A 26,161-nucleotide genomic window follows, 5' to 3' on the forward strand; every position below is an offset into this window, starting at 1 on the left:
TGGTTTATTGCCTGTGTTATTGCCCGCCCGAAGTTTAGGCGTATGGATGTTTTCGGGTCAGTCGCCGCAGCTGTCGAGGCCGAGCTGTTGCAATTCTTCGTCAGGGTCAGGCATGGCTGCACATTCCGGATGTTGCGGTATGCGTTTTATGAATCTGGCAGGATTGCCGGCGACGATGGTGTCGGCCTCGACATCCCTGGTCACTATGCTGCCGGCTCCGACCACAGCATTTTCGCCGATTGTGACACCAGGCAGGATTGTCGCTCCAGCGCCAATCCATGCATTTTTTCCTATCCTGACCGGTTTGCAGGTTATGATATGGCGTTCGTAGAGGTCGTGGTTGTTGGATATAAGCTGAACGTTGGCGGCAATCATGGCACCGTCGTCGATTGATATGCCTCCGGCAGCCATCATCAGACATCCGGGCATTATCACTACGTTTTTCCCGATACTTACCATATGAGGGCGCACGGCGGTAACGGGGGAGTGGATAATGCTTGATTTGCCCAGCGTGGGGAATATGTCGTGCATCAGCCGGTCATATTCTTCTGTGCCCGGCATGGTGTGGTTGAATTTGAAAATCAGTTGCGACTGTCGGGTGGCAAGAGCCAGTTCTTCGGGAGTCTGTCGGGTGACATCTATTCTTATCTCGGGAATATCGGTTTTATTTTCCATATATTATTGTGGGGTAAAATCGTTGGTATGAATTATGCAAGTCATTCGCCTCTTGTTTCGGATATGAAGTGGCGTATGGCAGATATGGGGTGGATGAAAAGCATGCGAGGCCCGACATACCTCATTATCTTTTTTATTTTGTCGCGGTATGCGGGTGAATAGCAGTGGATTGTGCATCTCCTGCAACTTGAATGCGTGGCCGGCGTTCTCGGACATTTATCAAGTCTGGAGCAAGCATAAGCGAGCATGTCGGCACACTCGGGACAGAGTGTGCGGCCGGCGGTGCCATGGTGTTTGTGGCAATATATGGCTATCATTTGTGATATCACACGCTTCTTTTCAGATGTAACAGCGGATAGTGTCGACGACTTTGCCATTGTAGGGATGCTCTAAGATCTTGTTTAATAATAAATGTTACCGTCAGGGCGGTCAGTAATTTGTTTCATATCGTTGATATATTTTGCATTTACCTTTACCTTACAAGCTCTAACTTTCTTTTTATGAATTGCCGGTAGCATTGTTTTGGTGTTGGGCTGCTTTCAGTTCAATTGCTTCTTTGCCTGTCATGCCGGATATGTCAATTTTCGTTCCATAATTGTTGTGGGTAAGTATGGGCAAATAACTGTTATTTCTTATTACCGATAATTTCGTCGAAATGTTCGATTGCCCAGCCTACGAGTCCGGAGATATGTGGCATGAGACTTTTGCCGAGCGTCGATAGCGAGTATTCTACCCGTGGGGGTATCTCCGGATAGAGCCGGCGCACAATCAGTCCGTCGTTTTCAAGATTTTTCAAAGTTTCGGTAAGCACTTTAGGAGAAATGTCGGGCAGGGCTTTACCTATGGCGTTGAAGCGTGTGGCTTCGTTGTCGGCGAGCACGCACAGAATGAGCATCGACCATTTTCCGGAGAATCGCGAAATCACATTCCTTACCGGGCATGAATCTATACCGGTATATTTTTCAAAATTTTCTTTCAACGGCAACTTGTTCATTTTCAAAAATAGTTACTGGCAGGTAAGTGCGTTACTTTGGTGTAACGTCTTGTATGCGTGGAATGTACGTGTTAACTTTGCGTCACTGAAATAAACGCGGCTTACGGCTGCAAAGATAATGAATACTTTCCAAAGAAATTAGATTATGAATGAATTAAAGACAATCGCCTGTGGTGATAAGTATGCTCATGTATCGGTAGGCGACCTACACACACACGTGGGGAAACAGTTTGTAAAGGATGCCAGTGCAGCTACATCATGTGAGATTTCATTTGGTACTCTTCTTGCGGGAGAGTCTGTGCCGTTTTTCCACAGTCATAAGGAGAATGAGGAGAACTACATAATTCTCTCCGGGAAAGGCCGATTCCAGGTCGACGGCGATGTGTTTGATATCGCTGAGGGTTCGGTGGTCAGGGTAGCTACGGGCTGTGACCGCAATCTTAAATGCTCATCCGCCGAGCCGATGACTTACATCTGCATTCAGGCTAAGGAGGGTAGCCTTGGCGGCTATACCATGACCGACGCCGAGATTACCCAACGTGACAACAAGCTCTAAGCTATCTCTTAACAAATATTGGGGAACGAGAGCTTGAATTTTAACGGCAACGCGTGTCACAGTCGGTTTTCACTATTCCTTTGTGATATGCGTTGCCGTTTTATTATCGAATTATTATTTTACAACTTTCGATATTTCTGCCATTCTCTGTCAATGTGAAAATGTACATTCCCGGGGTGAATCCTTGTGTCGGGATTGAAATTCTATCTGCATCGGGATTGATAGCCCGGTTATATACGTTGACTCCATTTAATGATGTGACTGATATGGCGCGCGAGCCCTTATCGGCGTTTGGAACGGTTATTACGACAGGAACTCCGTGGACAGCCGGGTTGGGTGATGCCGATATGCGATTTTCGTCACGTATAACATCGGCTACACCTGATGACTTATCCATGCGGTAAAATCGTGTAGTTTTTAAATATTCATTATTCTCGTTGTACCAGCTGAATTCGGCTTGTGCGAGAATACTGTTGTCAGATTTAAAGAATTCGATTGACGCATCCCCTTCGCAATTGTCGGGAATATGGAATGAATAGATGGTATTGTTGTCTTCTGAAACGATTTCAAGTCCGGTATAATGAACTCCGTAATGTTTCTGTCGGAAATCTTCTTCACCGTCTCCATCACGGTCAGATGCTGTGATGCCAAACAGATATTCAGCGGCGTCAGGATTTGATGTATTAATAATGTCACCACCAACAGCGCCGTCATCTTCACGTACCTCAGCTATGTATCTTACATACTCAAATTTTGAGTCTTCATTGAAAAACGTCTGTGAGAATGGCAGGTATATACCAACATTCATGCTTGCCACGTCTATGCAGCGGGGAGTGCATAAAGTGCTGACGGGGACATCATACCATGTTATCCTGACCCATTCTCCATCATATTTAGGTACTTGTGTAGAATAGGTATATATGAAACCCCACATGTCGGAGGAGTCAATATAAGTCTCGATTTTAGTCAGATACTCGGAGTATTCGTAATAACCTTCCGGTTGGATTTGCAGAGAGATATAGATTGTGGTGCCGTCAATATAGCAATTAGACGTGAGACTTTCAATAGAAAGTGTCGAATCCAGATATTTGTTGTGCTCGTAAAACCAATTTATGAAATGTGATTTTCGGGACTCCATATCAGCCGTAGACGGAAGTTCATTCGTATCTGATATTGGAGGTACTATATCTGACAATTGCATGCGTTCTTCTTTTATGACTTTGGTCTTTACTACAGAGCCGGTCGATTCACGCTTTTCTGTTACTGTGTATGGATGAAGTATCTGGAAATTAAAAGATTTCAATGGATTTAAATCAAAGTCGAATATCTGGGCCTCATATCCATTATATCCATGTCGGGAGCTATATTCATCATCATCGGAAAAATAGATGGCAGCTTTTCCGTTTTTCATAAATGCACCGGGGATAAATCGGGTGTGCGCATTGTCCATTTCCTTAACCATAGTCTGTGCGTCGGCAGTGATGGCAAGTGTTAAAGTGATGAGTGGTAATGAAATGGTTTGATATTTCATAGTTGTTGTGTTTTTTGCAAAGTTAGGCAAAAAGAATAATAAAGGCGTAAACAAATGTTGAATTTTTTTTACATATTCGTAGATTTATCATGTGGTGTAAAAAAGAACATGATTAGATTAAGATGTATTTGCATGAAATGTAAATAAAAAAGGCAGCTGGAAGCTGCCTTGGTACGCCCGTGGGGAGTCGAACCCCAATCGATGGAACCGGAATCCATTATTCTATCCATTGAACTACGGGCGCATAATTGCTGTGTTGATTTTGATGCAATTCCGCTTCGGGCGGATAGCGGTTTCTAAAATCTTCGACAAAACTACGAATTATTTTGTATATTTGCAAAAATAAATTTGGCTACCTAATTAAAACGATACAGCTTGATGGATGTAAAAATTGAACCTACATGGCGGGAAGAACTTTCCGGCGAATGGGAAAAGCCGTATTTTGTGGCTCTGACCGATTTTGTCAGGCATGAATACCGTAATGGCGCTGCGCCGGTATTCCCTCCTGCGGGTAAAATATTCGCAGCGTTCGACAGTTGTCCTTTCCCGGAGGTTAAGGTAGTGATTCTCGGTCAGGATCCTTATCATGGACCGGGGCAGGCCAACGGGCTGTGTTTTTCGGTGAATGCCGGTGTGCCGCTACCTCCTTCGCTGATAAATATATTTAAAGAGGTGAAGGATGATCTTGCGCTTGAGTCAGTGCCGGGCGATGGCGATTTATCGCGCTGGGCACGTCAGGGAGTTTTGCTGCTTAACTCTACTCTTACTGTGGAGGCGCATCGTGCTGCTTCGCACCAGGGGCGAGGCTGGGAGACGTTTACCGATGCTGTAGTTCATCGGCTGAATGATGACCGCGACGGGCTTGTGTTCATTCTCTGGGGTAGCTATGCCATTAAGAAGGGTGCATTTATCGACCGTAGCCGTCATCTGGTGATTGAGTCGGCACATCCGTCTCCTCTGTCGGCTTACCGTGGATTTTTTGGCTCTCGCCCGTTCAGCCGCGCCAACGACTATCTTATAAAGCAGGGGAAGACACCTGTCGACTGGAGATAAACCGGAAATAAAAAAGATGAAGCATACACTTGAATCGCGCCTTGAGCGCGCCCGTGAATTGAGGAAACAGGGCTATACCTGTTCGCAATGTGTTGTCATGGTATTTGACGATGTGCACAATCTCTCAGAAGAAGCTGCCGCTGCCGTATCTATAGGTCTGGGTGGTGGAGTCGGAGGACAGCATCAGGCATGCGGCACTATAACCGGCATGGCTGTCGTAAGCGGATTTATGGTTGCAGGCAATCCGGCTGAAAAACAGAAAGTCTACGCCTCGATAAAAGATATGTGCTCGCGTTTTGCGGAGAGTAACGGCTCCATTGTATGTGGCGAGTTGCTTGCCGATAGGGCAAACCGTAAACCTTGCATGCAGTATATAGAGGACTCTGTGGCTATACTGCATAATGCTGTTGAAGCTGTCGGCAACTGATGTGGCGTGTAACACATTTTGCGTTTGCCGTGCTGGCTGTCATGCTGTCGGGATTGATGGCGTATGCCGATGATACCCGTACACGTGCATTTGACTCGCGTGTAGGTGCCTTGAAAGTCCATCCGTCCGGAGCCGATATGCTCCCTCCGGTAGTGAGACTTGGCAGCGGGCGCTCGATAGAAGTGTCGTTTGACATGATTGGCGATGACCGTCAGTATCTGCGTTACACTCTTGTGCATTGCAATGCCGACTGGCAGCCGGATGCGCTGGTGGGGAGCGAATATCTTGATGGATTCAATGACGCTGAGGTCGAGGACTGGGCGTTCTCAGGTGCCACTACGGTGCCTTATGTTCACTATCGTATAGTGATTCCCGACGGTAACATGAATCCTCTGCTTTCCGGTAATTATCTGCTGAAAGTATATGAGGACGGGAAGCCTGACGACATATTGCTCCAGGCACGGTTTGCAATCGAGGAGGGTGCTGTAGGTATTTCGGCCAAGGTGTCGGGTGTTACCGACATTGACTACATGCAGGCCCACCAGCAACTTGAAATCAGTGTCGACGGTGGCGATATGCTCAATATGGAGGATATCAACAACCGTCTGATAGTGAAAGTGAGACAGAACGGCCGCGAGGATGATATACGTACCTTGCAGCGTCCGCAATATGTCGACGGTCGAGGGAGCAACGGTGGAGTATGCGCGCATTATACCCATATGCGTCCGCTGATATTCAGCGCCGGCAATGAATACCGAAGGTTTGAGACTGTGTCGGTCGACCATCCCAATATGGGAGTGGCCGAGGTGGTGTATGCCGATCCGTACTATCATTTCCGATTGACAGATGACTCGCCGCGGAGGGAATATACCTACGACCGCACCCAACAGGGGCGCTATAGAGTGAGAGAAATAAATGCAGCCGAGCCGGAACTTGACGCCGACTATGTGGTGGTGCATTTCACTCTCGCCATGCCCGAACTTGCCGATAGCGAAATATATATCGACGGTGATCTTGCAAACCGTCGTCTTGACGCGACGTCGCGTATGCACTATGACAATGATGCCGGTGTGTATCGTCATGCCATGCTTCTTAAGCAGGGTAGCTACAACTACCAGTATGTAGTGGTGCCGCGCGGACAAAGTTCGGGGCTTACGGCTCCTGTCGAGGGCAATTTTGCCCAGACTGCCGACGAATACCGAATCGACGTATACTACCGTGCGCCGGGCTCTCGCTACGACCGTCTGCTCGGAAGCAGTACCGTAATGTCAATACAATGATGGAAACAAAAGAGGACGAAGTAATAATGCTACAGATTCAGGATACATTGGTGTCGCTTGACCTTGCAGAGCGTTTTTTCTGCTGCGATCTTTCGAAATGCATGGGTGAATGCTGCATCGAGGGCGATGCCGGAGCACCCATTACCCGCGAGGAATATGAGAAACTTAAGGAGGTGTTGCCGGTTGTAAGCGACGACCTTACTCCGGCCGGCCGCAAGGAGATTGAGGAGCGCGGTGTGGGTTATGTGGATGAGGAGGGCGACCTTGTCACTACGATTGTCAACGGACGCGACTGCGCGTTCTGCACATACGGTCCCGGTGGCGTCTGTCTGTGTGCTGTCGAGAAGGCTTATCGCGAAGGCCGTATCAAGGATTTCCGCAAACCGGCGTCGTGTGCTCTGTATCCTGTGAGGCTCACCCGGTATCCGTCGTTTACCGCTGTGAATTATCATCGCTGGAAGGTGTGCCGTGCCGCCGAGGTGCTTGGCCGCAAAGAGGGGATACGCCTGTATCAGTTCCTCGAAGGGCCGCTTACAGAATATTTCGGAAAGGAGTGGTACGACGAACTGAAATTGGCCTGTGAGGCATATCTTGATGAGTATGGCGGCTGATTCCGTTGCTGTAACCTCTGTTCCGCTTGTGTCTCTTTACGATTCAGGCGAGGTGTATGCTGCAACTACTTTCCGTGGATTGAGCAAGGCTGATGATGCTTACTCCGGATTTTCGCTGTGCCACTATGTCGGTGATGAGGCATCGCACTGGCAGCAGTGTCGGGATGAGCTCGCGTCATGTCTCGGTATATCCGCTGATATGGTTGTGGTGCCAAGACAGACACACAGCGCGCGTGTGGCGGTGGTTGACAGTGTGCCTGTCGATAGCCGTGATATTGATGGTGTCGATGCTGTGGTCACCGCATTGCAAGGAGTGGCTGTAGGTGTGAATACAGCCGACTGCCTGCCTCTGCTCCTTTGCGATGAGAAGGCAGGTGTGGTGTGTGCGGTGCATGCCGGATGGCGTGGTACTGTGGGCGGCGTCGTGGAAAATGCGGTAGACTGTATGGTGCGTGCCGGTGCGTCTGCCGGCGATATACATGGCTTTATCGCGCCTCATATCGGTGTGTGCTGTTTCGAGGTAGGCGACGAGGTGGCGTGCAGGTTTCATCCGGAAGATGTGGTGCATCTTGCAGATGAGAAACCTCATGTAAACCTTTCTGCCGCGGTTGTGCGCATACTCGTGTCAAAGGGTGTGCCAAGAGAAAATATAACCGATATCGGAGAGTGTACGCGATGCCGGAGCGACCGGTATTTTTCAGCCCGCGCTCTGGGTGTGGCTTCGGGTCGCAATTTCTCATTTATTATTAAACAAGCTCTAAATAGATGATAGTCAGAATCGATAGCCTTGACGCCGCCGGAGTGGAGGTGTTTGCTTCTCTTACCGAGGCACAGTTGCGCAATCGTCTTGACCCTGCGCAGGCGATGTTTATCGCAGAGAGTCCGAAGGTCATTGATGTAGCCTTGAACGCGGGTTATGAACCTGTGTCGCTGTTATGCGAGGAGCGGCATATCGCAGGAGATGCTGCGGGCATTATAGCCCGATGTGGCGATGAGGTGCCGGTATACACCGGTAGCCGCGAGCTTCTTGCAGCCCTCACCGGATATACGCTTACACGCGGTGTGCTGTGCGCCATGCGTCGCCCCGTAGAGAAGAGTGTGGGCGAGGTGTGTGATGGCGCGTCGCGTATAGTTGTCATCGACGGGGTGGTCGACACTACCAATATCGGCGCCATATTCAGGTCGGCGGCGGCCCTCGGTATCGACGGGGTGCTCCTTACCTCGACCTCGTGCGATCCGCTCAACCGTCGCTCGATACGTGTGTCGATGGGTTCGGTATTTCTTGTGCCGTGGGGCCGGCTCCCTGCCGAGGGCTATCGTAGCCTTCAGGAGATGGGATTCAAGACGGCGGCAATGGCGCTGAGCGACAACTCTGTCAGTATCGATGACGCGGAGTTGATGGCTGAGCCGCGTCTGGCCATAGTGATGGGCAGCGAGGGGGACGGCTTGCCACGCGATGTCATCGATAGCGCTGATTATGTGGTAAAAATACCGATGCATCATTGTGTGGATTCGCTCAATGTAGCCGCTGCATCGGCCGTGGCTTTCTGGCAGTTGCGTAAGCGCTGAGGAGCGTATTATGCGACTGCAATCATGTGACGGGCTTAGACCCCGTTCCCCAATATTTGTTAACGCTGGGGCGGTCAAGCATCGAGCAGATGTGTTCGCGCAGTGAGGGAGCAATGCGGTTGCATTGTGACCGAAACAAGCGGACGCAGATGTATGACGATTGGCCGAGGCGAAGGTAATTTCTGCCACGGACAGCCGAGAATAAATATGTCTGTGATGAACTCGGGATGAAGTTGAATTAAAGGAACCGCAACATAAACATTGCACACGCTGCCATCGCAATCGCGTTGGCGGTGTGAAGAATTTAATAGTCTGAAAGATTCAAGCCACGAGAAGGTACGTTCCACAACCCACCTGCCGCTAATCGGCTTGAATTCCGATGTGACGAAATTCGATTTCACACACTCCAATTCCACAAGCAATCCCTCTTTCAAGTTTTTTACTAAAGGTCCGCGATAGCCGTTGTCTGCCTTTAATAATCTGATCGTCGGATATTTGCAGGCCGTGTCAATTGCCAATCCAATCGCCCCCTTGCTGTCGTGGACATTTGCGCGTGATATAAATAGGGATATTCAGTTAATGGCTAACTGATTATTTGGCAGAGTTATAGATATTTTGTAACTTTACAAAGAACCCCCGATGAACCCATCACGGGCTTATTCGGGGGTAATTCTTAAAAATAAATGTTCGTGAAGTTACGGAAAATATCTGAGATTACGGCCACGTTGCCGTTTACCGAGTTCGATTTTATGCAAAAATATCGCGAGAGTTTTGCCGTAAGCGAGCTCGGGCGCATCCATGCGCAACTGCCATTGAAGGAGCTGGCAGAGAAAATCCGCTCGCATTTTCCCAAAACGCATCCTCAAGGCAACACGCCGATGTTCCCGCCGGAGGGAGAGGTGGCGCTGATGTTCCTCAAACCATATACCGGACAATCGGATGACGGCCTGATCGAGATGCTCAACGGCAACATACACATGCAGATGTTCTGCGGGGTGCTCATAGATCCCGCCAAGCCCATAAAGAACGGCAAGATAGTCAGTGCTATCCGTCAGCGCATAGCCGGAGTTCTGGACATCAGAGAACTGCAGAAAATCCTGTATGGCAAATGGGGCGGCTCGCTGAGAAACAAGGATTTGTGTCTGACCGATGCCACCTGCTACGAGAGCCATCTGCGGTTCCCGACAGATGTAAAACTGTTGTGGGAATGCTGCGAGTGGCTTCAATCTCTAATTGCAAAGACCTGTAAGGCGCTGAAGGAACGGCTGCCGCGCAACAAGTATCGTGATATTGACCGCGCCAGACTCACCTATGCCAAGCATCGCAAACACAGCAGGGCGGCCACTGTCAAACTCCGCCGTCGATTGCTCGGCTTGCTTTCCAAACAGATAGGGCAATGGAACAGAATCTGCAAGATACACACCGTTGACATCGCGCTCACCGCCGAGCAAAGCAAGCGTCTCTTCGCTCTTAAAGAGGTGTATCGACAGCAGAGAGCGCTTGCTCAGAAAAAGGAGGTGAAGAAACGCATCGTCAGCATAGACCGTCCGTACATCCGGCCCATCGTCAGAGGCAAGGAGAACAAGCGAGTGGAGTTCGGAGCCAAGGTCAACAACATCCAGATTGATGGAATATCATTCATCGAGCATCATTCCTTCGAAGCCTTCAACGAGGGCGTGAGATTACAGGAGTGTATTGAATATCAACAGGAATTGACCGGAGTCAAAGTCGCCAAAGTCGGAGCTGACACCATCTATGCCAACAACGACAACCGGCGGTACTGTACCGAAAACGGCATAACGACATGTTTTGTCCGCAAAGGCCCGAAGCCAAAGGATGAAAACACCGACATAAGCACAGCCCGACGAATAATCGGGACACTGCGCTCTACCGCCATGGAGGGCAGCTTCGGAAACCAGAAACAGCACTACGGTGTCAGCCGGATTGCTGCACGCAACTCCCGCAGCGAGACGCTGCTGCTCTTTTTCGGCATCCACATGGCAAATGCCGCAACGCTTGCCGCCCGACAACTCGCCATCGAAGAAAAGAAGAAACAGCGAGCGTGAAAAATCATACTGTCACCTCACCTCCGAAACATATCGGAGGCGAATCAGTGTATCCCTATCTGTCCGAAATGTCATATTTTATGCGCCGAGAATTGAAAATTTGCCCTCATAATCAAAACAGCACCGCCATAGGGCGACCACGCTCCATTTTCAGCTTGAAAAATCAAGCCATTAACTGAATATCCCTAAATATAGTCAGCGGGAATCCATTTAAATCTACGGCAAGATGTCTTTTTATACCATTGATTTTCTTTCCTCCGTCTATTCCCTTTACTGATTGGTCCAGTCCGGTACGCACGCTTTGGCTGTCTATGACGGCAACAGTCGTTGAGCCGATTTTCTTAGCGAATCCCTTGCCGTGACATTCAATTCTTGGGTCAAACAGTCAAAAAATCCTATAGAAATCCACTTGCGGTAAAATTCATACACGGTACGCCATTTTGGAAAATCATTTGGCAGAAGTTTCCATTGACACCCTGAAGTCATCTTGACTTATTTTAAACATACAAAATACAATAAGGAGTGTTAAGTGTAATGATAAAAACACACCTAAACACTCCTTGAATTGATAGAACTCATAGATAAAGACACCATAAGAATGGAAATCCTGCCGTATCTGACAACCGTCAAACGAGGCTACCCATGCAAGGGAGACCTTTGCGAGGTCATCCAGTGCATATTTAGCATGATGGATAACGCAGGAATTTCCATTGACGGCCTTTTCCTCAATGCCGATGCCGGATTTGATTGTCGCGATTTCAGAAAAAATGTGACAGTGCCGGAATCATTGCTAATGTAGATTCAACAATCATACCAAAAACGATGAGAAATATCTTTTGGACAGAAAACTCCTGTCTCTCAGATATAGCATTGAGAGGACAAATGCCTGGATGGACTCTTTCCGATCCGTGCTCAATCGTTTCGACAAAACGGTTTCCAGCTGGAAAGGGTGGAATCTTCTGGCATTCCATGTGATATTTCTTAAACACATTAACAGACTCAAAAAGTCAAGATGACTTCCCTGTTTTGATTAAGAAAAACAAGGCATTAATAATCTTAAATATATCAGCCTTTGATTTCGTATTGAAAATTTCTGGAAATTTTTCTAAAATAAAGTTGCGCTGTCTAAGTGTCAAATCTGTAGTATATCCCAACCTAATCCAACAAGTTATAAATGCTTAAAATCATATAACTGAATTGGGGTGAAATTAATTGTGTGCTGATGTATAAAATTACCTTATCATCGCATATCTCTGGCGCTTTTTGCCCTGTTCTTCAGTCACGTAGCTACGGCTACGCTCCTTCATCACAAGACAAAAATCACTCAGAGATATGCGACCCCAGCGTTAACAAATATTGGGGAACGGGGTCTTATTTTATGGGGCATTCGCCTCGCTGGGCGAAGTATTTCCATAGCGGAGCTGCCATAAGCGATTGCTTGATGCGGTCGTTGACGAGAAGGCGCTTTACTTCGTCGGGCTCGAGTACATGTACATTGATGTCTTCTGTCGGGTCGAGGTGTTGCTCGCCTATGAGTTCCACGCCGGTGGCGATGTAGCAGTAATTTAGGTTGTTCATACTTGTGGGATTGGCGCTGAGCACCATACTTAGCTCCCATTCGCCACCTCCGAATCCTGTTTCCTCGGCCAGTTCGCGCTTTGCTGCGGCGAGGGGATCCTCTCCGGGTTCTACACAGCCTGCACATAATTCCATGAATATATCGTCGAGACCGTGGCGATACTGTTCTACAAGCACCATCTTTCCATCGGTGGTGATTGCTATGATATTTACCCAGTCAGGATATTCGAGCACATAGAATTCATCCTTTATTTGCCCGTCGGGCATGCGCATTGTATCGCATCTGGCGGTGAGCCATGGCCGCTTTATTATGTAGCGGCTATCGGTAGTGGTCCATTTTTCCATGTCTGACTAACTATAGCATGCGCAGCGACATCCCGGAAGAGTCCGTATGTCGCTGCGCGTAGTTTGTGTATGTTACTGTACGTTGTGTTCGCCGGCTGTGCGCGCCATCTGGTCGCGTGTGAGAGCCAGTTTACGTTCAAGAAAATCGCGTTTTACCGAGAGCATGCGGCGCTCTTTCATGAATGATGCAAGTTTCCAGCTTTCGGCAAGCGAACGTCGGTCGTTGGCTGCAAGCGGGGTGGAATAATTGCGCTCGCCTTTGAATATGAGCTTCACCGTGCCGGAAGTGGCTGAGTTGTTGAGCCAGTATCCGAGAGTGTCACAATCCGCGCCGATGAAGGTTATCATCTCGGTGCCTCCGGAGCGGTAGTTGCGTTCGCCGTCGTAGGGCACTGAGGCTGACGCGACTTCTCCTGCGGAGCCAGAGAGTGCAATCGATGTGTGTTTGACCGGCGATGCAGTGAGGGAAGAGAGTATCTTGTATTGTCCCGAGGGTTCTACGCGTCCCTCTACACCCGTGCGTGAAAATAGGTTGGACTTGGCATATTGCTTTATGACGTAGTAGTCGTAGTCTTCTCCGAGCGAAGGGTCATGTACGAGCTGAAACTGCGGCATAATGGAGTCGATACGGTAAGCGATATATGCAGAGAGGGAGTCGGTCTGTTCGATTTCGCGTATGATGGCGCCCTCTTCTACTTTGGGCCGCAGAGCCATAGCTTGACGCTGGATATCAATCTGTGCGGGATATTTGCTTTTAATGGTGTCAAGCAGTTCAAGCGCAAGAGTGAAATCATGAGTTGTTGCGGCGCTGTCGGCCTGTTGCAGTAGGAGTGAGGCTTCCTTCTCTTCATTTGCCGAAGAGCCGGAGCATGATGTTGCCAATATCCCGGCCGATATTATGGCCGATGCGATGGTGGTAATGAATAGCGGTTTATTTGCTGCGTTGTACATCTTTTACGCCTTTTACGGTTTTGAGTTTCTTTATTAAAGTGTTGAGAGCCGCTGTGTCTCTGACACCGACTCCGAGAAATCCCTGGAAAATTCCGTCGTTGCTGTCGATGGATATGCTGCGCAGGGTGGTCGAGGATTCCTTGTTGATAATGGAGGTAATCGAGGTGACGATACCGATGTCGTCGTTTCCGATGATACGCAGTGTGGCTCCGAACTGCTCGCCCACTTTGCCTGACCAGCGGGTCGGTATGAGCCGGTAAGGGTAGCGCGAGCGTATGTTGGCTGCGTTGGGGCAGTCGTTGCGATGGATTTTGATGACGCCTTCGGAGGATATGAATCCGAACACCTCGTCGCCGTAAATGGGGTTGCAGCATTTCGACAGACGGTAGTTGACACCTTTTATACCCTCGCCGATTACGAGTACATCAGACGAGCCGCGTGTATCGTCTGGAGCTGTAGGCTGTAGCTGGAATTCTTCGGCCGATATCTTGTCGGGTGTGGTTTCTGTCGGGCGGTCGACAGCGACATATTGTTCGATTACCTCGTTGATGTCGAGTTGTTCGGCGGCAATGGCATTGAAGAAATCGGTCACGGTGCGGAAGCCCATCTTTTTGATGAGTTTCATCAGGGTGGCCTCCACAAGGTCGATTTTGCGGTTTTTCAGCCGGCGCTCCAACAGTTCTTTACCGAGGGAGGAAGCGCGGTTTTCCATCTCGTGGATACTCTGGCGTATGCGGTTGCGCGCTTTTCCGGTTACTACAAATGCCAGCCAGTCGATTTTGGGCACCTGCTGTGCGGATGTCATTATCTCCACGGTATCGCCCGAGCGGAGTTTATAGTTTATCTTCTGGTTGCGTCCGTTTACCTTGGCGCCTGTGCACGACATGCCGAGTTTGGTGTGTATATGGAAAGCGAAGTCGAGCACGGTGGCTCCGTAGGGGAGCTTGAAGAGGTCGCCCTTGGGGGTGAACACGAACACCTCCTTGTCGTAGAAGTCCATGCGCATGTTCTTCATCAGCTCCATCGGGCCTGTCTCTGCGGTCTCGAGTATGTCGCGTACATTGTTCATCCAGGCATCAAGTGACTCTTCGCTCTTTATGCCCTTGTATTTCCAATGGGCGGCGAGGCCTTTTTCGGCGATAAGGTCCATGCGGCGTGTGCGTATCTGCACTTCCACCCATCGGTCGCCCGGGCCCTTCACGGTGATATGCAGCGATTCGTAGCCGTTGCTCTTGGGTATGCTGAGCCAGTCCTTCATTCGGGAAGGATTGGGCTGGTACATGTCGGTGATGAGCGAGTATGCCAGCCAGCAATCGCTCTTCTCCTTTTCCTGTTCGGCGTCGATGATGATACGTATAGCAAACAGGTCGTAGATATGCTCCAGATCCGTTTTCTGTTTTACGAGTTTGTTCCAGATGGAATATATCGACTTCGTGCGTCCCTTGATTTCATATTTCAGGGGAGTCGCATCGAGTTTTTCCTTTATAGGGGCGATGAATTCGGCGATATATGCGTCGCGGCTCGCTTTGGTCTGGTTGAGTTTGTGGGCAATGTCGGTATATGTCTGTCGGTTGGTGTATTTGAGCGACAGATCCTCGAGTTCGCTTTTGATGGAGTAGAGTCCCAGACGATGTGATAGCGGGGCATAGAGATAGTTGCTCTCGTAGGCCACGTCATGAACCATCTTTTCATCGGGATGATGGTTGATTGCACGCATCATGGCGAGGCGGTCGACAATCATTATAATAATCACACGTATGTCTTCGGCGAAAGTGAGGAGCAGCTTTCGGAAGTTGTCGCTCTCCATTGCCGCCTGCCGGGCATACAGTGTAGATACTTTTAGAAGGCCTCGAATGAGGCGCGCTATGTCGTCGCCCCATTCCTTTACAAGTTCTTTCTCTTCGATAAACTCGCTTTTGCAGAGTATGAACAGCAGTATGGCTAGCACCATGTTGCGGTCGGGCGAAATCTTTTCGCACAGCAGTAGCGCTGTTTCGAGATTATGGATTATGGGATTTATGCTGAAGCGGTCGCGCGGACAGTGCTGTTGTTCGATGCCTTCGGTCATTATGACACGTACCCGCGCCACATCGTCGGGCAGTGTGATGTCGCGTGTGAGCCGAAGGAGGCGTCGGGATATTTCGATAAGCCTCAGGCGTTCGTCGTCGGTGAAGTATGCGTTGGGCATTTTCGTGGGTGTCAGGTGTTGTCAGTGCTGTTGATGTAGGACAGTTCCTCTGTAGTCATTGTGGGGAGTTGGTTCAGCTCGTCGATATAGTCGAGCAGTTGTGCTCTGCCGCGTCCGTCGTGGCTCGATGTATAGAACACCGGAGGGAGCTCTTCCCATGTTTCTTTTAGTTTGTCGAGGTATTTGCCGGTCACAATCTTTGCTGCCGCCGCCGACATTTTGTCGAGTTTGGTAAATACGATGGCAAACGGGACACCATTTTCACCGAGCCAGTCCATGAACTCGATGTCAATTTTCTGTGGGTCGTGGCGGGAGTCTACGAGCACAAACAGACATGTCATCTGCTGTCGGTTGAGTATATATTCCTCGATAATGCGACGTATCTGCCGCTGCTGCTCCTTGCCACGCTGTGCATAGCCGTAGCCGGGAAGGTCGACTATATACCATGACCCGTTGATAAGGAAATGGTTGATAAGAGTGGTTTTGCCCGGGGTCGACGATGTCATCGCCAGCCCCTTGTGTCGTGTCAGCATATTGATCAGCGAGGACTTTCCGACATTGCTTCGGCCTATGAATGCGTACTCGTGGTAGCATGTGGCGGGACATTTTTTGACGTCGGAATTACTGATCTCAAATTTCGAGGATGTTATGTCCATAGCTTCTGTAATTTATTTTTGTAAAGATAGCACTTTTAGATGATACTTCAATAACGATTTTGATGTTTACTATGTTTATGTCTGCTTATATAGGCATATGCCGGCGATGGCATGCTTCTCGTTTCGGTATGGGTGGAGTTAATTGAAAAATTCATAACTTTGGGGAGCGGGAAGATATAATTTTCATGAGAATACTTAAATAAATAAGATTATGGGAACGAGCAAGACGCGTGAGAGTGTGTTTCGGTTCAAGCGGTTTGATGTGGCCAATTCGCTGAGCGCAATGAAAGTAGGTACCGACGGTGTGCTGCTTGGCGCATGGGCGTGTGTGCCTGATGCCTCGATGGCCACGGTGCTTGATGTGGGCACCGGCAGCGGGCTGATTGCCCTTATGCTGGCACAGCGTTTTGACAATGCCTTTATTACCGGAATAGATATTGTAGAGGAGGCATGTGAGGAAGCGCTGGTGAATGCCGGCGCATCGCCATGGGCAGGACGTATCGCCATAGAGCATGCCGGTTTTTGCGAGTATGCCGGTCAGGGAGTGAGTTTCGATGCCGTAGTGAGCAATCCGCCATTTTTCAAGACGGAAATCAAGGCTCCGGACCGAGGACGCATGCTTGCACGCCATGGTGCCGACCTGGATTACGGAGTTATAATGCGGGCTTGCGCGTGCGGACTGTTGTCGGCCGACGGAATATTGTCGATGGTGTCTCCGGCCGAGCGGCAGAATGATATAATGTTTGATATGGAACTGTGCGGGCTCAGGCTGTCGCGTATGACGAGAGTGTTCACCAAACCGGGTGCACAGGAGCCCTCTCGGCTGTTGTGGGAGATGCGCAAAGATAAAAAGGCGTCACCGCCTAAGGTAGAAGACCTACTGATAGGCAGTGACGCATACAAGGCCCTGACGGGTGATTTCTATCTTTGAGATATTGAAATGGCATTAACGAGCGCAGTCGTCGGCTACAGACTGTGATATGCGCATGGCGCAGAAGTTGGGGCCGCACATTGTGCAGAAATGATCGCCTTCGGCTTTATGGCTCTCTACGTAATATTGGCGTGCGCGTGCGGGGTCGAGTGAGAGATTGAACTGGTCTTTCCACCGGAATTCATAGCGTGCGCGGCTCATGGCGTTGTCGCGTACCTGTGCACCGGGATGTCCCTTTGCAAGGTCGGCTGCGTGGGCGGCAATCTTGTAGGCGATTACACCGTTGCGCACATCCTCGAGATTGGGGAGAGAAAGGTGCTCTTTTGGGGTGACGTAGCAAATCATGGCTGTGCCCATCCACGCTATCTGTGCGGCTCCGATGGCCGATGTGATATGGTCGTAGCCGGGGGCTATGTCGGTGGTAAGCGGTCCGAGGGTATAGAATGGGGCTTCGTGGCACGACGATATCTGTCGGTCCATGTTTTCGCGTATCTTATGCATAGGCACGTGTCCGGGGCCTTCGATGAGCACCTGCACTCCGTGGGCCCAAGCCTTTTCGGTGAGTTCGCCGAGCACATCGAGCTCGAGGAACTGAGATGTGTCGTTGGCATCGTGGATTGAGCCGGGGCGCATACCGTCGCCAAGCGATACAGCCACATCGTAGCGGGCAAGTATCTCGCAGATTTCATCAAAATGTGTGTACAGGAAATTTTCCTCTCCATGCATTACGGCCCATTGAGTCATAATCGACCCTCCACGGCTTACGATTCCTGTAAGGCGCTCGGAGATGAGGTCGGCATGTCGGCGAAGCACTCCGGCATGGATGGTAAAGTAGTCTACACCCTGTTCGGCCTGCTCGATGAGTGTGTCGCGGTATATTTCCCATGTGAGTTTCGCTACATCGCCGTTGACTTTCTCCAGAGCCTGGTATACTGGCACAGTACCCATCGGTACTGGGCAGTTGCGTATAATCCATTCGCGTGTTTCGTGGATGTTGTCGCCGGTCGAGAGGTCCATCAGTGTGTCGCCACCCCAATAGCAGCTCCATACGGCTTTGCTTACCTCTTCTTCTATGCCCGATGACAGAGCTGAATTTCCGATATTGGTGTTGAGCTTTACCAGGAATTTCCGACCGATAATCATCGGCTCGCTTTCGGGGTGGTTGATGTTGGCAGGGATTACAGCCCTTCCGGCGGCTACTTCCTCGCGCACCATCTCGGGTGTGATGTCGGAGTGGATGCCGAGCGCCTCATTGTTGAGATTCTCACGGATAGCCACATACTCCATTTCCGGAGTGATTACGCCCTGACGGGCAAGGGCCATCTGTGTGACGGCGCATCCTTCTTTGGCACGGCGCGGCGCATAGCGGTGGGCGAAGCGTATGGAGTCGAGGCTTTTGTCGGCTTCGCGCTGGCGTCCGTACTCCGAGGTTATTGCGGGCAGTTGCTCGAGATCTTCGCGTGCTGCAATCCATTTTTCACGCGTACGAGGGATTCCACGGTTGATGTCGACGGTAACTGACGGGTCGGTGTATACGCCTGATGTGTCGTACACATAGACCGGGTCGTTGTGGCGAGTGAGTTTCTCTCCATTCACAATCTTTACAGTAGGGGTAAGGTCGATACGGCGCATGGGTACGTCGATATCGTGGAGTTTGCCATGGATATATACTTTTTCCGACGACGGATAGTTGCGTACGTCGATGTCGTTGATTTTCATGTCGTGATAAATGAGGTGTATTTTTATGAGAGAAAAGATGTGAGGGGAGACGAAGCCTCGGCACGGTGGCTTACGCGTCCGAGTCCGGCAAGATATGCCTTTCGTCCGGCTTCTACGGCAAGGCGGAACGCATCGGCCATGGCCACGGGGTCGCCGGCAACAGCAATCGCGGTGTTGACAAGCACAGCGTCGGCACCCATTTCCAGAGCGTCGGCTGCATGTGATGGTGCGCCGAGTCCGGCATCGACAACTACCGGCACTCTGCTCTCGGCGATGATGATCTCAAGCAGGTCGCGTGTCTTCAGTCCTTTGTTGGTGCCGATAGGAGCCCCCAGCGGCATTACGGCAGCCGCTCCCACATCCTCCAGACGTTTGCAGAGTACCGGGTCGGCCTGGATGTAAGGGAGCACATGGAATCCCTCGGCGGCAAGCTGCTCGGTGGCTTTCAGTGTCTCGATAGGGTCGGGCAACAGGTATTTCGGGTCGGGATGAATCTCCAGCTTGAGGAAGTCGGTATGGAAAATCTCACGAGAGAGGTGGGCTGCGAGTACTGCCTCTTTGGCGTTGCGCACACCTGATGTGTTAGGAAGAAACTGAACATTGTCGCGGTTGATGTGTGCGAGCATGTCGTCGGTGTCGGCATTGTCCATGTCGATACGCTTCATTGCCACTGTTATCATCTGCGAACCGGAGGCAAGTATCGCCTCAAGCATAAGACGGTTGCTGCTGAACTTGCCTGTTCCCATAAAGAGGCGCGATGTAAACTCGCGTCCTCCGATTATAAGTCTGTCCATTGCTGATAATGAGAGTATATTGTTTGTTGTGTTATTGATAGCGGTTGAGGGCCTCGATTACCTTTGCGGTGTATTCTTTTGGGTCGGGAGCGTTGATTATAGCCCCGGACATGGCCACTCCGTTGATTCCTGTTTCCATCAGCGGGTCTATGTCGTCAAGGGTGATTCCGCCGATAGCAACTACCGGAAGCTCACTGCCGGCATTGCGTATGGCCGACATTATGTCGCGGTATCCGTCGAGGCCGATTACAGGTGACAATGCGCTCTTGGTGGTGGTGAATCGGAATGGCCCGAGGCCTACGTAATCGACATCGATGCCGCGCATGGCGAGGATATCCTCGGCTGTATTGGCAGTGACGCCGATTATTGCATGGGGACCGAGCTCTTCACGTGCCTGTCGGGGGGGCATGTCATTCTTGCCGAGATGCACTCCGTGCACGCGAAGTTCGTCGGTGAGCCTGACGTTGTCGTCAATTACCATTATTGCGTCGTTCTCTTTGCAGAGGGGTATTATTTCGAGTGCTGTGGCACGCATCTCGTCGTAAGATGCGTCTTTCATGCGTAATTGAATCCACTTGCAGCCTCCTTCGAGTACGAGCCGCACCTCTTCCGTGATGGAGAAGCGTGGTGATGGATGGGTGATGAACTGAAGCATATGTGTTGTGTGTATGATTATTCTGATTGAGGAATCGGACTTTGGCCTCGCTCTATTGAGGCGAAAGCATCAAGGCGCTCTGCCATGTCGGCGCCCTCCCACAGATAGCCCAGTACGGCATATCCGGCGAAAGGGAGACTACGTATGTCGGCCACTCTTTCCGGTGTGATGCCTCCGAGTGCCACTACTTTGTTAGGAGGAATTGTCGACAATTCTTCCGCAGTGAAGGCGCCATGGTAGCCCGGCTTGGATATGCTTGTGAAAATCGGACTGAGCGTTATATAGTCGTACTTACGGGCGCATTCTTTGGCTTCGGCTATGGAATGGCAGCTACGCGATATGTTACCGCTGAAGTATGATGGTGCTTCAGGGCAGCGCCGGTTGAGATGTATGCCGCCGAGATTGAAGTCGCACAGCAGGTCAAAATGTCCATGCAGTTTGAGCCGCCGGTGATTGTGCGGGCCGATGCTTTCAATCAGATTGCGCATGTCGCGCAACGATGCGCCGGGATGGCGCAGGTGTACGAAGTCCCATCCGGCATCGAGTATTGCAGCTATCGCCTCGGCTTCTTCGGGACGTATATCGGGAGGCGTGATGGCAATCCGCAACAGATTATCCGCCATAAAAAGGCTGGATTACAAGCACTGAATCGCCTTCCTTGAGGATTGTGGAGTCGCGTTGGGTCAGAGGCACAACCTCGCCATTGAGAGCTGTAGCTACCCCTTCAGGGTTTATTCCGGCCAGATTAAGGGCTCCCTGGAGCGAGGTATGGTCGGGTATATTGATTTTTTTGTCGTTGACAGTTACTTCCATAATATATCGATGTTGTTTTTGTCTAAAACATGTTCTTAATATTCAGAACGCGTGGGACGGTGGAAAAGATGAATTCAGCAGTGGAATTATTCTCTGACAAGCATGGCCGACGGGGCAAACAGATGGTTGACCGGGCCGTGTCCATGACCTATTGCCACATCGGCTCCGGCCTTAATGGCGTCTGAGATATATTCTTTTGATTTCGTGACGGCATTGGCAATATCATGGCCGATTGCCATGTAGGAGGCTATTGCCGAAGAGAGTGTGCAGCCTGTGCCGTGGGTATTGACTGAGCGTACGCGTGGCGCCTGTAGTTTCATGATGCCTCTTTGCGGAGTATACAGCCAGTCGGTCACTATGTCAAGAAGTGTATCGGAGTCACCACCCTTTATCAAGATTGACTTCGCACCCATTTCGCGCAGAAGTTCTATCTGGGTTTCCGGATTTTTTGTGCCTGTGATTGCTTCCGCTTCCATTGCGTTGGGGGTAATGATGTCGGCCATCGGGATGAGTCGCTGTACTATTACGTCGACAGCATCTGCGGCAAGAAGACGTGAGCCGGATGTGGAAATCATGACCGGGTCGAGCACTATGTTGGTGGCGCGGTGGCATGTGAGCGAATCGGCTACCGCAGCGGCGGTAGGAGCGTCGAACAGCATACCTATCTTTATGGCTTTTGGGGGGATGTCGGCGAATACGGCATCAATCTGCCCGGTTACAATGTCGGGGCGGATGGCCTGTACGGCTGTTACTCCGAGAGTGTTCTGTACGGTAATTGCCGTAATTGCCGTCATGGCATATACACCTATTGCCGACATTGTCTTGATGTCGGCCTGGATTCCGGCGCCGCCTGATGAATCGGAGCCAGCTATTGATAGCACAGGGATGTATCTCAGCATGATGGTATGAAAATATGCAGTGTCGTTCCGGTGCTGAGAATGTGTGTGTTGCTCCTGTTTCCGGGAAAACCGGACCCGATGACCGGGATGGAAAACAATCCCTTCGGCGGCATTATCCGCGTCAGGTTCGAAGGGTATAATCTCAGCACACTTTATGGAGTGGCACCCCTTTGTTTATGTTGTTTTAAATTATTGTCGAACTGACTGTCAATCGATTGTAAATCTGTCGCTGTGGAGAAGTACCGGGAACTTTTCGCGGAATTCGTAGAGTGAGGAGTGGGATATACGCCCCATGACGCATTGTATTCCGTCGGACAGGTGTGCTTCTGTGCCTATAGTCTGACCTTTGGGGTCGATTATGGCAGAAGTGCCGGAATAGTTGCCGAAATCATCGCTTCCGGTGCGGTTGCATCCGACTACGTATGCCTGATTTTCAATTGCACGTGCTATTAGCAGGTGTTTCCATGCATATGCTCTTGAATCGGGCCAGTTAGCGACTATAATCAACAAATCGTATCCGTTGTGGCTGTTGCGTAGCCATACCGGAAACCGCAAATCGTAGCATACGGCCAACGCTATATTCCAGCCTCTGAATCGTATTGTCGGTATTGCCTTATGGCCGGAGGTATATACCTTGTCCTCTCCACCGGTTGAAAACAGGTGGTGCTTGTCGTAATAGGTGGTTTCGCCGGATGGCTCGGTAAGGAATGCCCGGTTGAACAGCCGACCGTCGTGGTCGAGCGCGATAAACGACCCTGCTATGGCCAGATTGCATGCCGAGGCGAGCTTTGCTGCCCATTCTATCGTAGGGCCGTCGGATGGCTCGGCGAGATTGCGGGCAGTATCGGCCTGAAGTATATATCCGGTAGAGAACATCTCCGGCAGAACGGCAATGTCAGCGTGTCCGGCAATGGCCTCTATTGCTGTTGATGCAGCCTTTAGGTTGGCTTTCTTGTCGGAGGTGGCAATGTCAAGTCCGATTGCCGCCACTGTCAGCGGGCCGTTGAGGTGAGGCCTTGTATTGTTGCAGGTCATTGGCTAATCGGTAATGAATTTATCGGGGTAACGGCCGTGAAACTGACTGTAGTATTCTTTGATGTTGCGCATATCCTGCTCGATGTCGCCTGTAGGGGTATAGCATCGGTCGACTACAATACGCTTGTATTTGTAGTCGATGGCGCCAAGCACCAGAGGCACGCCGGCGTCGCGGGCTATGTAGATGAATCCGCTATGCCATTTTGCCGTGGCCTTGCGTGTGCCTTCGGGAGTTATTGCAAGTACCAGACGTGTTGATTCGCGGAATTTCTTTACGATAGTCTCTGTGAGCGACTGCTTTTTGTTTTTACGCGGCACAGGTATGCCTCCGATAGCTCTGAATATTACTCCCAAGGGCCAGCGGAACCAGGATTCTTTCATCAGAAATCCGGCTTTGCGGCCTATGGAGCGTATGGTCAGTTCGCCGAGTATGAAGTCCCAGTTGGATGTGTGGGGAGCCACGCATATTATACATTTGGGATAGTCGGGCACGGTATATTCAACCGTCCACCCGGCCATACGCAGCAACCATTTGGATAAACCCATAATCTGTCGGATATCCGTAATGTTTTACTTATTTTGCAGCGGCAACGTTGGCTTCTTTCTGTGCGGCCGGGAGGGCTTCGTTCATCTGAGCCACGATTTCTTCAATGCCTTTATTGAAGTCGGAGGTGAGCTTTGTGTAGGCTTTGCGGAAATATTTGTCGCGGGCCACCTTGTAGTCATGAGCGTTTTCAAATGCCTTTTTGCCTTTGTCGAATGAGAATGATACGTTGGCAATAGTCTGGTACTGGAGGTCGGCTATATCGATTACAGTCTTATTCATCTTGTCGGCATCGATTCCCGGGATGAGGTTGCGTGCGATGATGCATTCGCCGGCTATGTTGCCGCATACGGCTTTTACAGCCTTCTTGAGATTACGTTTGTTTGCCATAATCAAAATGTATTTGAGGTTATTTCGTTTGCGAATATAACACTAATTTCCCGAAAAATGATGATAAACTCCCATAAAGTTGATAGCGTGTCGGGAGATGAATCCTGACACGCTATCTGATGCTGTTTGTAATCTACTTATAATCTGAATGTTATTGGGAATATACAGTATACCGGCACATTGTTGCCGCCCATTCGTCCAGCGTGCCAGCGCGGCATGCCGTCAAGTATTCTTACTGCTTCCCTGTCAAGCGAAGGTTCGATGCCGCGGAGTACATTGATGTGGGTTATCTCACCGTCAGGCTGTACTATAAAAGAGCATAGTACACGTCCCTGTATTTTTCGGGCGTATGCAGCAGCAGGGTATGTGCGGGAGGCGTTGATAAACTGCATCAGAGCACCGTATCCGCCGGGAAATGTGGGAGGCTCGTCGACGGTCTCGAAGTCATATGCCTCGATTACATCGGCGCAGAAGTTATGACCGGGATTTATTTCTGTGAGGGCGAGTGACTGGTCTGTTGTGTGTACGGCTATTCTACGCATTTGTGCGTGAGCCGAACGTGCCGACAATAGAAGTGCCGCAATAAGCAGGAGAGTGGAGAGGGGCAGTAGAGATAAGTCAGGAGTAGATTTTTTAATCATAAAACATGTGAGTGGTATGGTGCTGCAATGCCGGCAAGAGAGGCGTCCAGCATTGTGACATATGCAAATTTATAGTGCTGTTGTGTTAAATGCAACAGTATGTCCGCAATTTTCGATTTGTTTAGCGATGTTTTAAGTTTATTTGCATTTTCCCGGATGCGGGGCGCAATATGGCGTGAAGAAGCACGTTTCTAAAATATAGGAATCGCATGCGCGCTTCCTGCAATGGTAACAGTAATGACGATACGAAATCATATAATATCATTTATAGTCGCGCTTGTGGCCGGCGGTATGATTCCGCTATGTGCCGCAGATGGCTCGACAGCATATAATTTTCTGAATATAACATCCTCAAGCCGTATTTACGGTCTGGGTGGTGTGAATATATCTATTGTCGACGACGATATAAACTCGATTGACCAGAATCCGGGGCTGCTTGGTCCGGAGGTAGGGAAACAGCTGGGACTTAATTATATGCATTACGTCGGCGACGCAAATTTTGCCGGCGTGCGATACGGTATGGCAGCCGGAGAGCATGGAGCCTGGGCAGCCGGGATACAGTATTTCGGTTATGGCGATATGAAGGCGGCCGATGTGACGGGGAATATTACCGGTACTTTTTCGGCCAAGGATATGGCATTTTCCGCTACATACAGCCATGATATTACCGGGAGTCTCCGTGGCGGTATCACAGTCAAGGGTATATATTCGGCCTATGAGTCATATTCGGCATTTGCGCTTGCCACCGATCTCGGTATCAATTATTATGACCCCGACAGGGGTGTCTCGCTGTCGGCTGTAGTGGCAAATCTCGGAGGACAAATCAAGAGATTTAACGAGCGTTATGACCGTATGCCTGTCGATGTGCGTCTTGGATTGAGCAAGCAACTTGCCGATGTGCCGTTGCGTCTGTCGGTTACCGCATGGAATCTCACAAAATGGCATCTGCCTTATTATGATGCCGGCGACGGCTCTGCCACCAGTGAAATGGAGGAGAAAGATTCGTTCGGCTCCAATCTGTTCCGCCATCTGGTGTTCGGTGTGGAGTGGTTGCCCTCCGACAGGTTGTATATAGGTGTGGGATACAACTACAAGACGCGTACCGACATGGGCACATATTCCCGCAGCTTTTTCAGTGGATTCTCAGCTTGTGCCGGTATAAATGTAAGCAGATTTTCAGTCGGAATAGCTTTGGATCAGCCTCATACAGGAGCTACCACATTCATGCTCAACCTGTCGACGCGTCTGTGGGAATTCTAG

The 26,161-nt window shown here is 50.2% G+C and carries 32 protein-coding genes, 1 tRNA gene, 1 pseudogene and 1 riboswitch; of the genes and pseudogenes, 12 read left to right on the forward strand and 22 right to left on the reverse strand.

Annotated elements, in window-relative coordinates; genetic code table 11:
* Positions 1–57: 57 nt before the first annotated feature.
* The 3 genes from ADH68_RS09700 to ADH68_RS09710 all read right to left on the reverse strand — a co-directional run bounded on the left by ADH68_RS09700 (position 58) and on the right by ADH68_RS09710 (position 1,669).
* Positions 58–675: a DapH/DapD/GlmU-related protein gene (locus ADH68_RS09700; protein ID WP_153061647.1), complete on the reverse strand. Its 618-nt coding sequence runs from the start codon at positions 673–675 to the stop codon at positions 58–60.
* Positions 676–716: 41 nt separating this feature from the next.
* Positions 717–1,052 (reverse strand): nitrous oxide-stimulated promoter family protein, encoded by a 336-nt coding sequence (locus tag ADH68_RS09705; protein WP_068960985.1) that lies wholly within the window; start codon positions 1,050–1,052, stop codon positions 717–719.
* Between the two features lie 248 nt (positions 1,053–1,300).
* A complete protein-coding gene (locus tag ADH68_RS09710; protein WP_068960984.1) occupies positions 1,301–1,669 on the reverse strand; it encodes a winged helix-turn-helix transcriptional regulator in 369 nt (122 codons plus the stop codon).
* Positions 1,670–1,814: 145 nt separating this feature from the next.
* Here ADH68_RS09710 and ADH68_RS09715 point away from each other — a divergent pair, with 145 nt between their 5' ends.
* Positions 1,815–2,225 carry a cupin domain-containing protein gene (locus ADH68_RS09715; RefSeq protein ID WP_068960983.1) on the forward strand — a complete coding sequence of 137 codons (411 nt, stop codon included), beginning with the start codon at positions 1,815–1,817 and terminating at the stop codon, positions 2,223–2,225.
* Positions 2,226–2,328: 103 nt separating this feature from the next.
* Here ADH68_RS09715 and ADH68_RS09720 read toward each other — a convergent pair whose 3' ends face one another.
* Together ADH68_RS09720 and ADH68_RS09725 are read right to left on the reverse strand one after the other, a co-directional pair.
* The gene (locus tag ADH68_RS09720) at positions 2,329–3,810 is read right to left on the reverse strand and encodes a T9SS type A sorting domain-containing protein (RefSeq protein WP_133165723.1); all 1,482 of its coding nucleotides are present in this window, start codon (positions 3,808–3,810) and stop codon (positions 2,329–2,331) included.
* A gap of 115 nt (positions 3,811–3,925) precedes the next feature.
* Positions 3,926–4,000, reverse strand: a tRNA-Arg gene (locus ADH68_RS09725).
* Between the two features lie 134 nt (positions 4,001–4,134).
* Here ADH68_RS09725 and ung point away from each other — a divergent pair.
* Genes ung through ADH68_RS09755 form a run of 6 tightly spaced genes read left to right on the forward strand, consistent with a single transcriptional unit; the run spans position 4,135 to position 8,696 of the window.
* The gene (gene ung / locus ADH68_RS09730) at positions 4,135–4,809 is read left to right on the forward strand and encodes a uracil-DNA glycosylase (RefSeq protein WP_068960981.1); all 675 of its coding nucleotides are present in this window, start codon (positions 4,135–4,137) and stop codon (positions 4,807–4,809) included.
* A 16-nt stretch (positions 4,810–4,825) separates the two neighbouring features.
* The gene (locus tag ADH68_RS09735) at positions 4,826–5,236 is read left to right on the forward strand and encodes a C-GCAxxG-C-C family protein (protein WP_068960980.1); all 411 of its coding nucleotides are present in this window, start codon (positions 4,826–4,828) and stop codon (positions 5,234–5,236) included.
* A complete protein-coding gene (locus ADH68_RS09740; protein WP_068960979.1) occupies positions 5,236–6,516 on the forward strand; it encodes a type IX secretion system plug protein in 1,281 nt (426 codons plus the stop codon). Before ADH68_RS09735 ends, ADH68_RS09740 begins: the two co-directional genes overlap by 1 nt.
* A gap of 26 nt (positions 6,517–6,542) precedes the next feature.
* Positions 6,543–7,127, forward strand: a complete 585-nt coding sequence (locus ADH68_RS09745; RefSeq protein WP_068962071.1) for a DUF3109 family protein — start codon at positions 6,543–6,545, stop codon at positions 7,125–7,127.
* Positions 7,117–7,896, forward strand: coding sequence for a polyphenol oxidase family protein (locus tag ADH68_RS09750; protein ID WP_157755887.1), 780 nt, complete (start codon positions 7,117–7,119; stop codon positions 7,894–7,896). The genes ADH68_RS09745 and ADH68_RS09750 overlap by 11 nt, the downstream gene beginning before the upstream one ends.
* A complete protein-coding gene (locus ADH68_RS09755) occupies positions 7,893–8,696 on the forward strand; it encodes a TrmH family RNA methyltransferase (protein ID WP_068960977.1) in 804 nt (267 codons plus the stop codon). Before ADH68_RS09750 ends, ADH68_RS09755 begins: the two co-directional genes overlap by 4 nt.
* Before the next feature lie 74 nt (positions 8,697–8,770).
* On the opposite strand, the gene ADH68_RS14265 is transcribed toward ADH68_RS09755, so the two are convergent.
* The gene (locus tag ADH68_RS14265; protein ID WP_394370497.1) at positions 8,771–9,268 is read right to left on the reverse strand and encodes a transposase; all 498 of its coding nucleotides are present in this window, start codon (positions 9,266–9,268) and stop codon (positions 8,771–8,773) included.
* 111 nt (positions 9,269–9,379) lie between these two features.
* Here ADH68_RS14265 and ADH68_RS09760 point away from each other — a divergent pair, with 111 nt between their 5' ends.
* Positions 9,380–10,762 carry a transposase gene (locus tag ADH68_RS09760; protein WP_068960596.1) on the forward strand — a complete coding sequence of 461 codons (1,383 nt, stop codon included), beginning with the start codon at positions 9,380–9,382 and terminating at the stop codon, positions 10,760–10,762.
* A 163-nt stretch (positions 10,763–10,925) separates the two neighbouring features.
* On the opposite strand, the gene ADH68_RS14270 is transcribed toward ADH68_RS09760, so the two are convergent.
* On the reverse strand, positions 10,926–11,147 hold the full coding sequence (locus ADH68_RS14270; protein ID WP_107033555.1) for a transposase: 222 nt from the start codon (positions 11,145–11,147) through the stop codon (positions 10,926–10,928).
* Positions 11,072–11,248 (reverse strand): transposase, encoded by a 177-nt coding sequence (locus ADH68_RS14275; protein WP_084274042.1) that lies wholly within the window; start codon positions 11,246–11,248, stop codon positions 11,072–11,074. The genes ADH68_RS14270 and ADH68_RS14275 overlap by 76 nt, the downstream gene beginning before the upstream one ends.
* Positions 11,249–11,360: 112 nt before the next feature.
* Here ADH68_RS14275 and ADH68_RS14160 point away from each other — a divergent pair, with 112 nt between their 5' ends.
* Positions 11,361–11,561, forward strand: coding sequence for a hypothetical protein (locus tag ADH68_RS14160; protein WP_068960976.1), 201 nt, complete (start codon positions 11,361–11,363; stop codon positions 11,559–11,561).
* A gap of 55 nt (positions 11,562–11,616) precedes the next feature.
* Positions 11,617–11,778: pseudogene (locus ADH68_RS14280) on the forward strand (IS5/IS1182 family transposase); the annotation flags it as partial.
* Between the two features lie 355 nt (positions 11,779–12,133).
* Here ADH68_RS14280 and ADH68_RS09775 read toward each other — a convergent pair.
* The 4 genes from ADH68_RS09775 to yihA form a co-directional block, all read right to left on the reverse strand.
* Positions 12,134–12,685 carry an NUDIX hydrolase gene (locus ADH68_RS09775; protein ID WP_068960975.1) on the reverse strand — a complete coding sequence of 184 codons (552 nt, stop codon included), beginning with the start codon at positions 12,683–12,685 and terminating at the stop codon, positions 12,134–12,136.
* A 72-nt stretch (positions 12,686–12,757) separates the two neighbouring features.
* A complete protein-coding gene (locus ADH68_RS09780; RefSeq protein ID WP_068960974.1) occupies positions 12,758–13,636 on the reverse strand; it encodes a hypothetical protein in 879 nt (292 codons plus the stop codon).
* On the reverse strand, positions 13,617–15,824 hold the full coding sequence (locus tag ADH68_RS09785) for a RelA/SpoT family protein (protein WP_068960973.1): 2,208 nt from the start codon (positions 15,822–15,824) through the stop codon (positions 13,617–13,619). Before ADH68_RS09785 ends, ADH68_RS09780 begins: the two co-directional genes overlap by 20 nt.
* An 11-nt stretch (positions 15,825–15,835) precedes the next feature.
* Complete coding sequence (yihA, locus tag ADH68_RS09790) at positions 15,836–16,480, reverse strand: ribosome biogenesis GTP-binding protein YihA/YsxC (protein ID WP_068960972.1); 645 nt, start codon at positions 16,478–16,480, stop codon at positions 15,836–15,838.
* Positions 16,481–16,691: 211 nt separating this feature from the next.
* Between yihA and ADH68_RS09795 the strand changes: the two genes are divergently transcribed.
* On the forward strand, positions 16,692–17,411 hold the full coding sequence (locus tag ADH68_RS09795; RefSeq protein ID WP_068960971.1) for a tRNA1(Val) (adenine(37)-N6)-methyltransferase: 720 nt from the start codon (positions 16,692–16,694) through the stop codon (positions 17,409–17,411).
* Positions 17,412–17,426: 15 nt separating this feature from the next.
* Here the strand turns inward: ADH68_RS09795 and thiC are convergent, their stop codons facing one another.
* The 10 genes from thiC to ADH68_RS09845 form a co-directional block, all read right to left on the reverse strand.
* On the reverse strand, positions 17,427–19,130 hold the full coding sequence (gene thiC, locus ADH68_RS09800) for a phosphomethylpyrimidine synthase ThiC (RefSeq protein ID WP_068960970.1): 1,704 nt from the start codon (positions 19,128–19,130) through the stop codon (positions 17,427–17,429).
* 23 nt (positions 19,131–19,153) lie between these two features.
* The gene (locus ADH68_RS09805; RefSeq protein WP_068960969.1) at positions 19,154–19,924 is read right to left on the reverse strand and encodes a thiazole synthase; all 771 of its coding nucleotides are present in this window, start codon (positions 19,922–19,924) and stop codon (positions 19,154–19,156) included.
* Positions 19,925–19,955: 31 nt separating this feature from the next.
* Positions 19,956–20,579 carry a thiamine phosphate synthase gene (locus tag ADH68_RS09810; protein WP_068960968.1) on the reverse strand — a complete coding sequence of 208 codons (624 nt, stop codon included), beginning with the start codon at positions 20,577–20,579 and terminating at the stop codon, positions 19,956–19,958.
* A 17-nt stretch (positions 20,580–20,596) separates the two neighbouring features.
* Positions 20,597–21,202 (reverse strand): thiamine phosphate synthase, encoded by a 606-nt coding sequence (locus tag ADH68_RS09815; protein ID WP_068960967.1) that lies wholly within the window; start codon positions 21,200–21,202, stop codon positions 20,597–20,599.
* Positions 21,192–21,392 (reverse strand): sulfur carrier protein ThiS, encoded by a 201-nt coding sequence (thiS, locus tag ADH68_RS09820; protein WP_068960966.1) that lies wholly within the window; start codon positions 21,390–21,392, stop codon positions 21,192–21,194. Before thiS ends, ADH68_RS09815 begins: the two co-directional genes overlap by 11 nt.
* Before the next feature lie 86 nt (positions 21,393–21,478).
* Positions 21,479–22,291 carry a bifunctional hydroxymethylpyrimidine kinase/phosphomethylpyrimidine kinase gene (gene thiD / locus ADH68_RS09825; protein WP_068960965.1) on the reverse strand — a complete coding sequence of 271 codons (813 nt, stop codon included), beginning with the start codon at positions 22,289–22,291 and terminating at the stop codon, positions 21,479–21,481.
* 81 nt (positions 22,292–22,372) lie between these two features.
* Positions 22,373–22,471: riboswitch (TPP riboswitch) on the reverse strand.
* Between the two features lie 27 nt (positions 22,472–22,498).
* The gene (locus ADH68_RS09830) at positions 22,499–23,326 is read right to left on the reverse strand and encodes a nitrilase-related carbon-nitrogen hydrolase (protein ID WP_068960964.1); all 828 of its coding nucleotides are present in this window, start codon (positions 23,324–23,326) and stop codon (positions 22,499–22,501) included.
* A 3-nt stretch (positions 23,327–23,329) separates the two neighbouring features.
* Entirely contained in the window at positions 23,330–23,872 is a 543-nt protein-coding gene (locus ADH68_RS09835; RefSeq protein WP_068960963.1) for a 1-acyl-sn-glycerol-3-phosphate acyltransferase, read from the reverse strand.
* 28 nt (positions 23,873–23,900) lie between these two features.
* The gene (locus ADH68_RS09840; RefSeq protein WP_068960962.1) at positions 23,901–24,260 is read right to left on the reverse strand and encodes a hypothetical protein; all 360 of its coding nucleotides are present in this window, start codon (positions 24,258–24,260) and stop codon (positions 23,901–23,903) included.
* Between the two features lie 137 nt (positions 24,261–24,397).
* A complete protein-coding gene (locus tag ADH68_RS09845) occupies positions 24,398–24,901 on the reverse strand; it encodes an energy transducer TonB (RefSeq protein WP_084274041.1) in 504 nt (167 codons plus the stop codon).
* Positions 24,902–25,138: 237 nt separating this feature from the next.
* Between ADH68_RS09845 and porQ the strand changes: the two genes are divergently transcribed.
* A complete protein-coding gene (gene porQ, locus ADH68_RS09850) occupies positions 25,139–26,161 on the forward strand; it encodes a type IX secretion system protein PorQ (protein WP_133165684.1) in 1,023 nt (340 codons plus the stop codon).

Origin of the sequence: Muribaculum intestinale, assembly GCF_002201515.1 — a bacterium.
In the GTDB taxonomy this organism is placed as follows: domain Bacteria; phylum Bacteroidota; class Bacteroidia; order Bacteroidales; family Muribaculaceae; genus Muribaculum; species Muribaculum intestinale.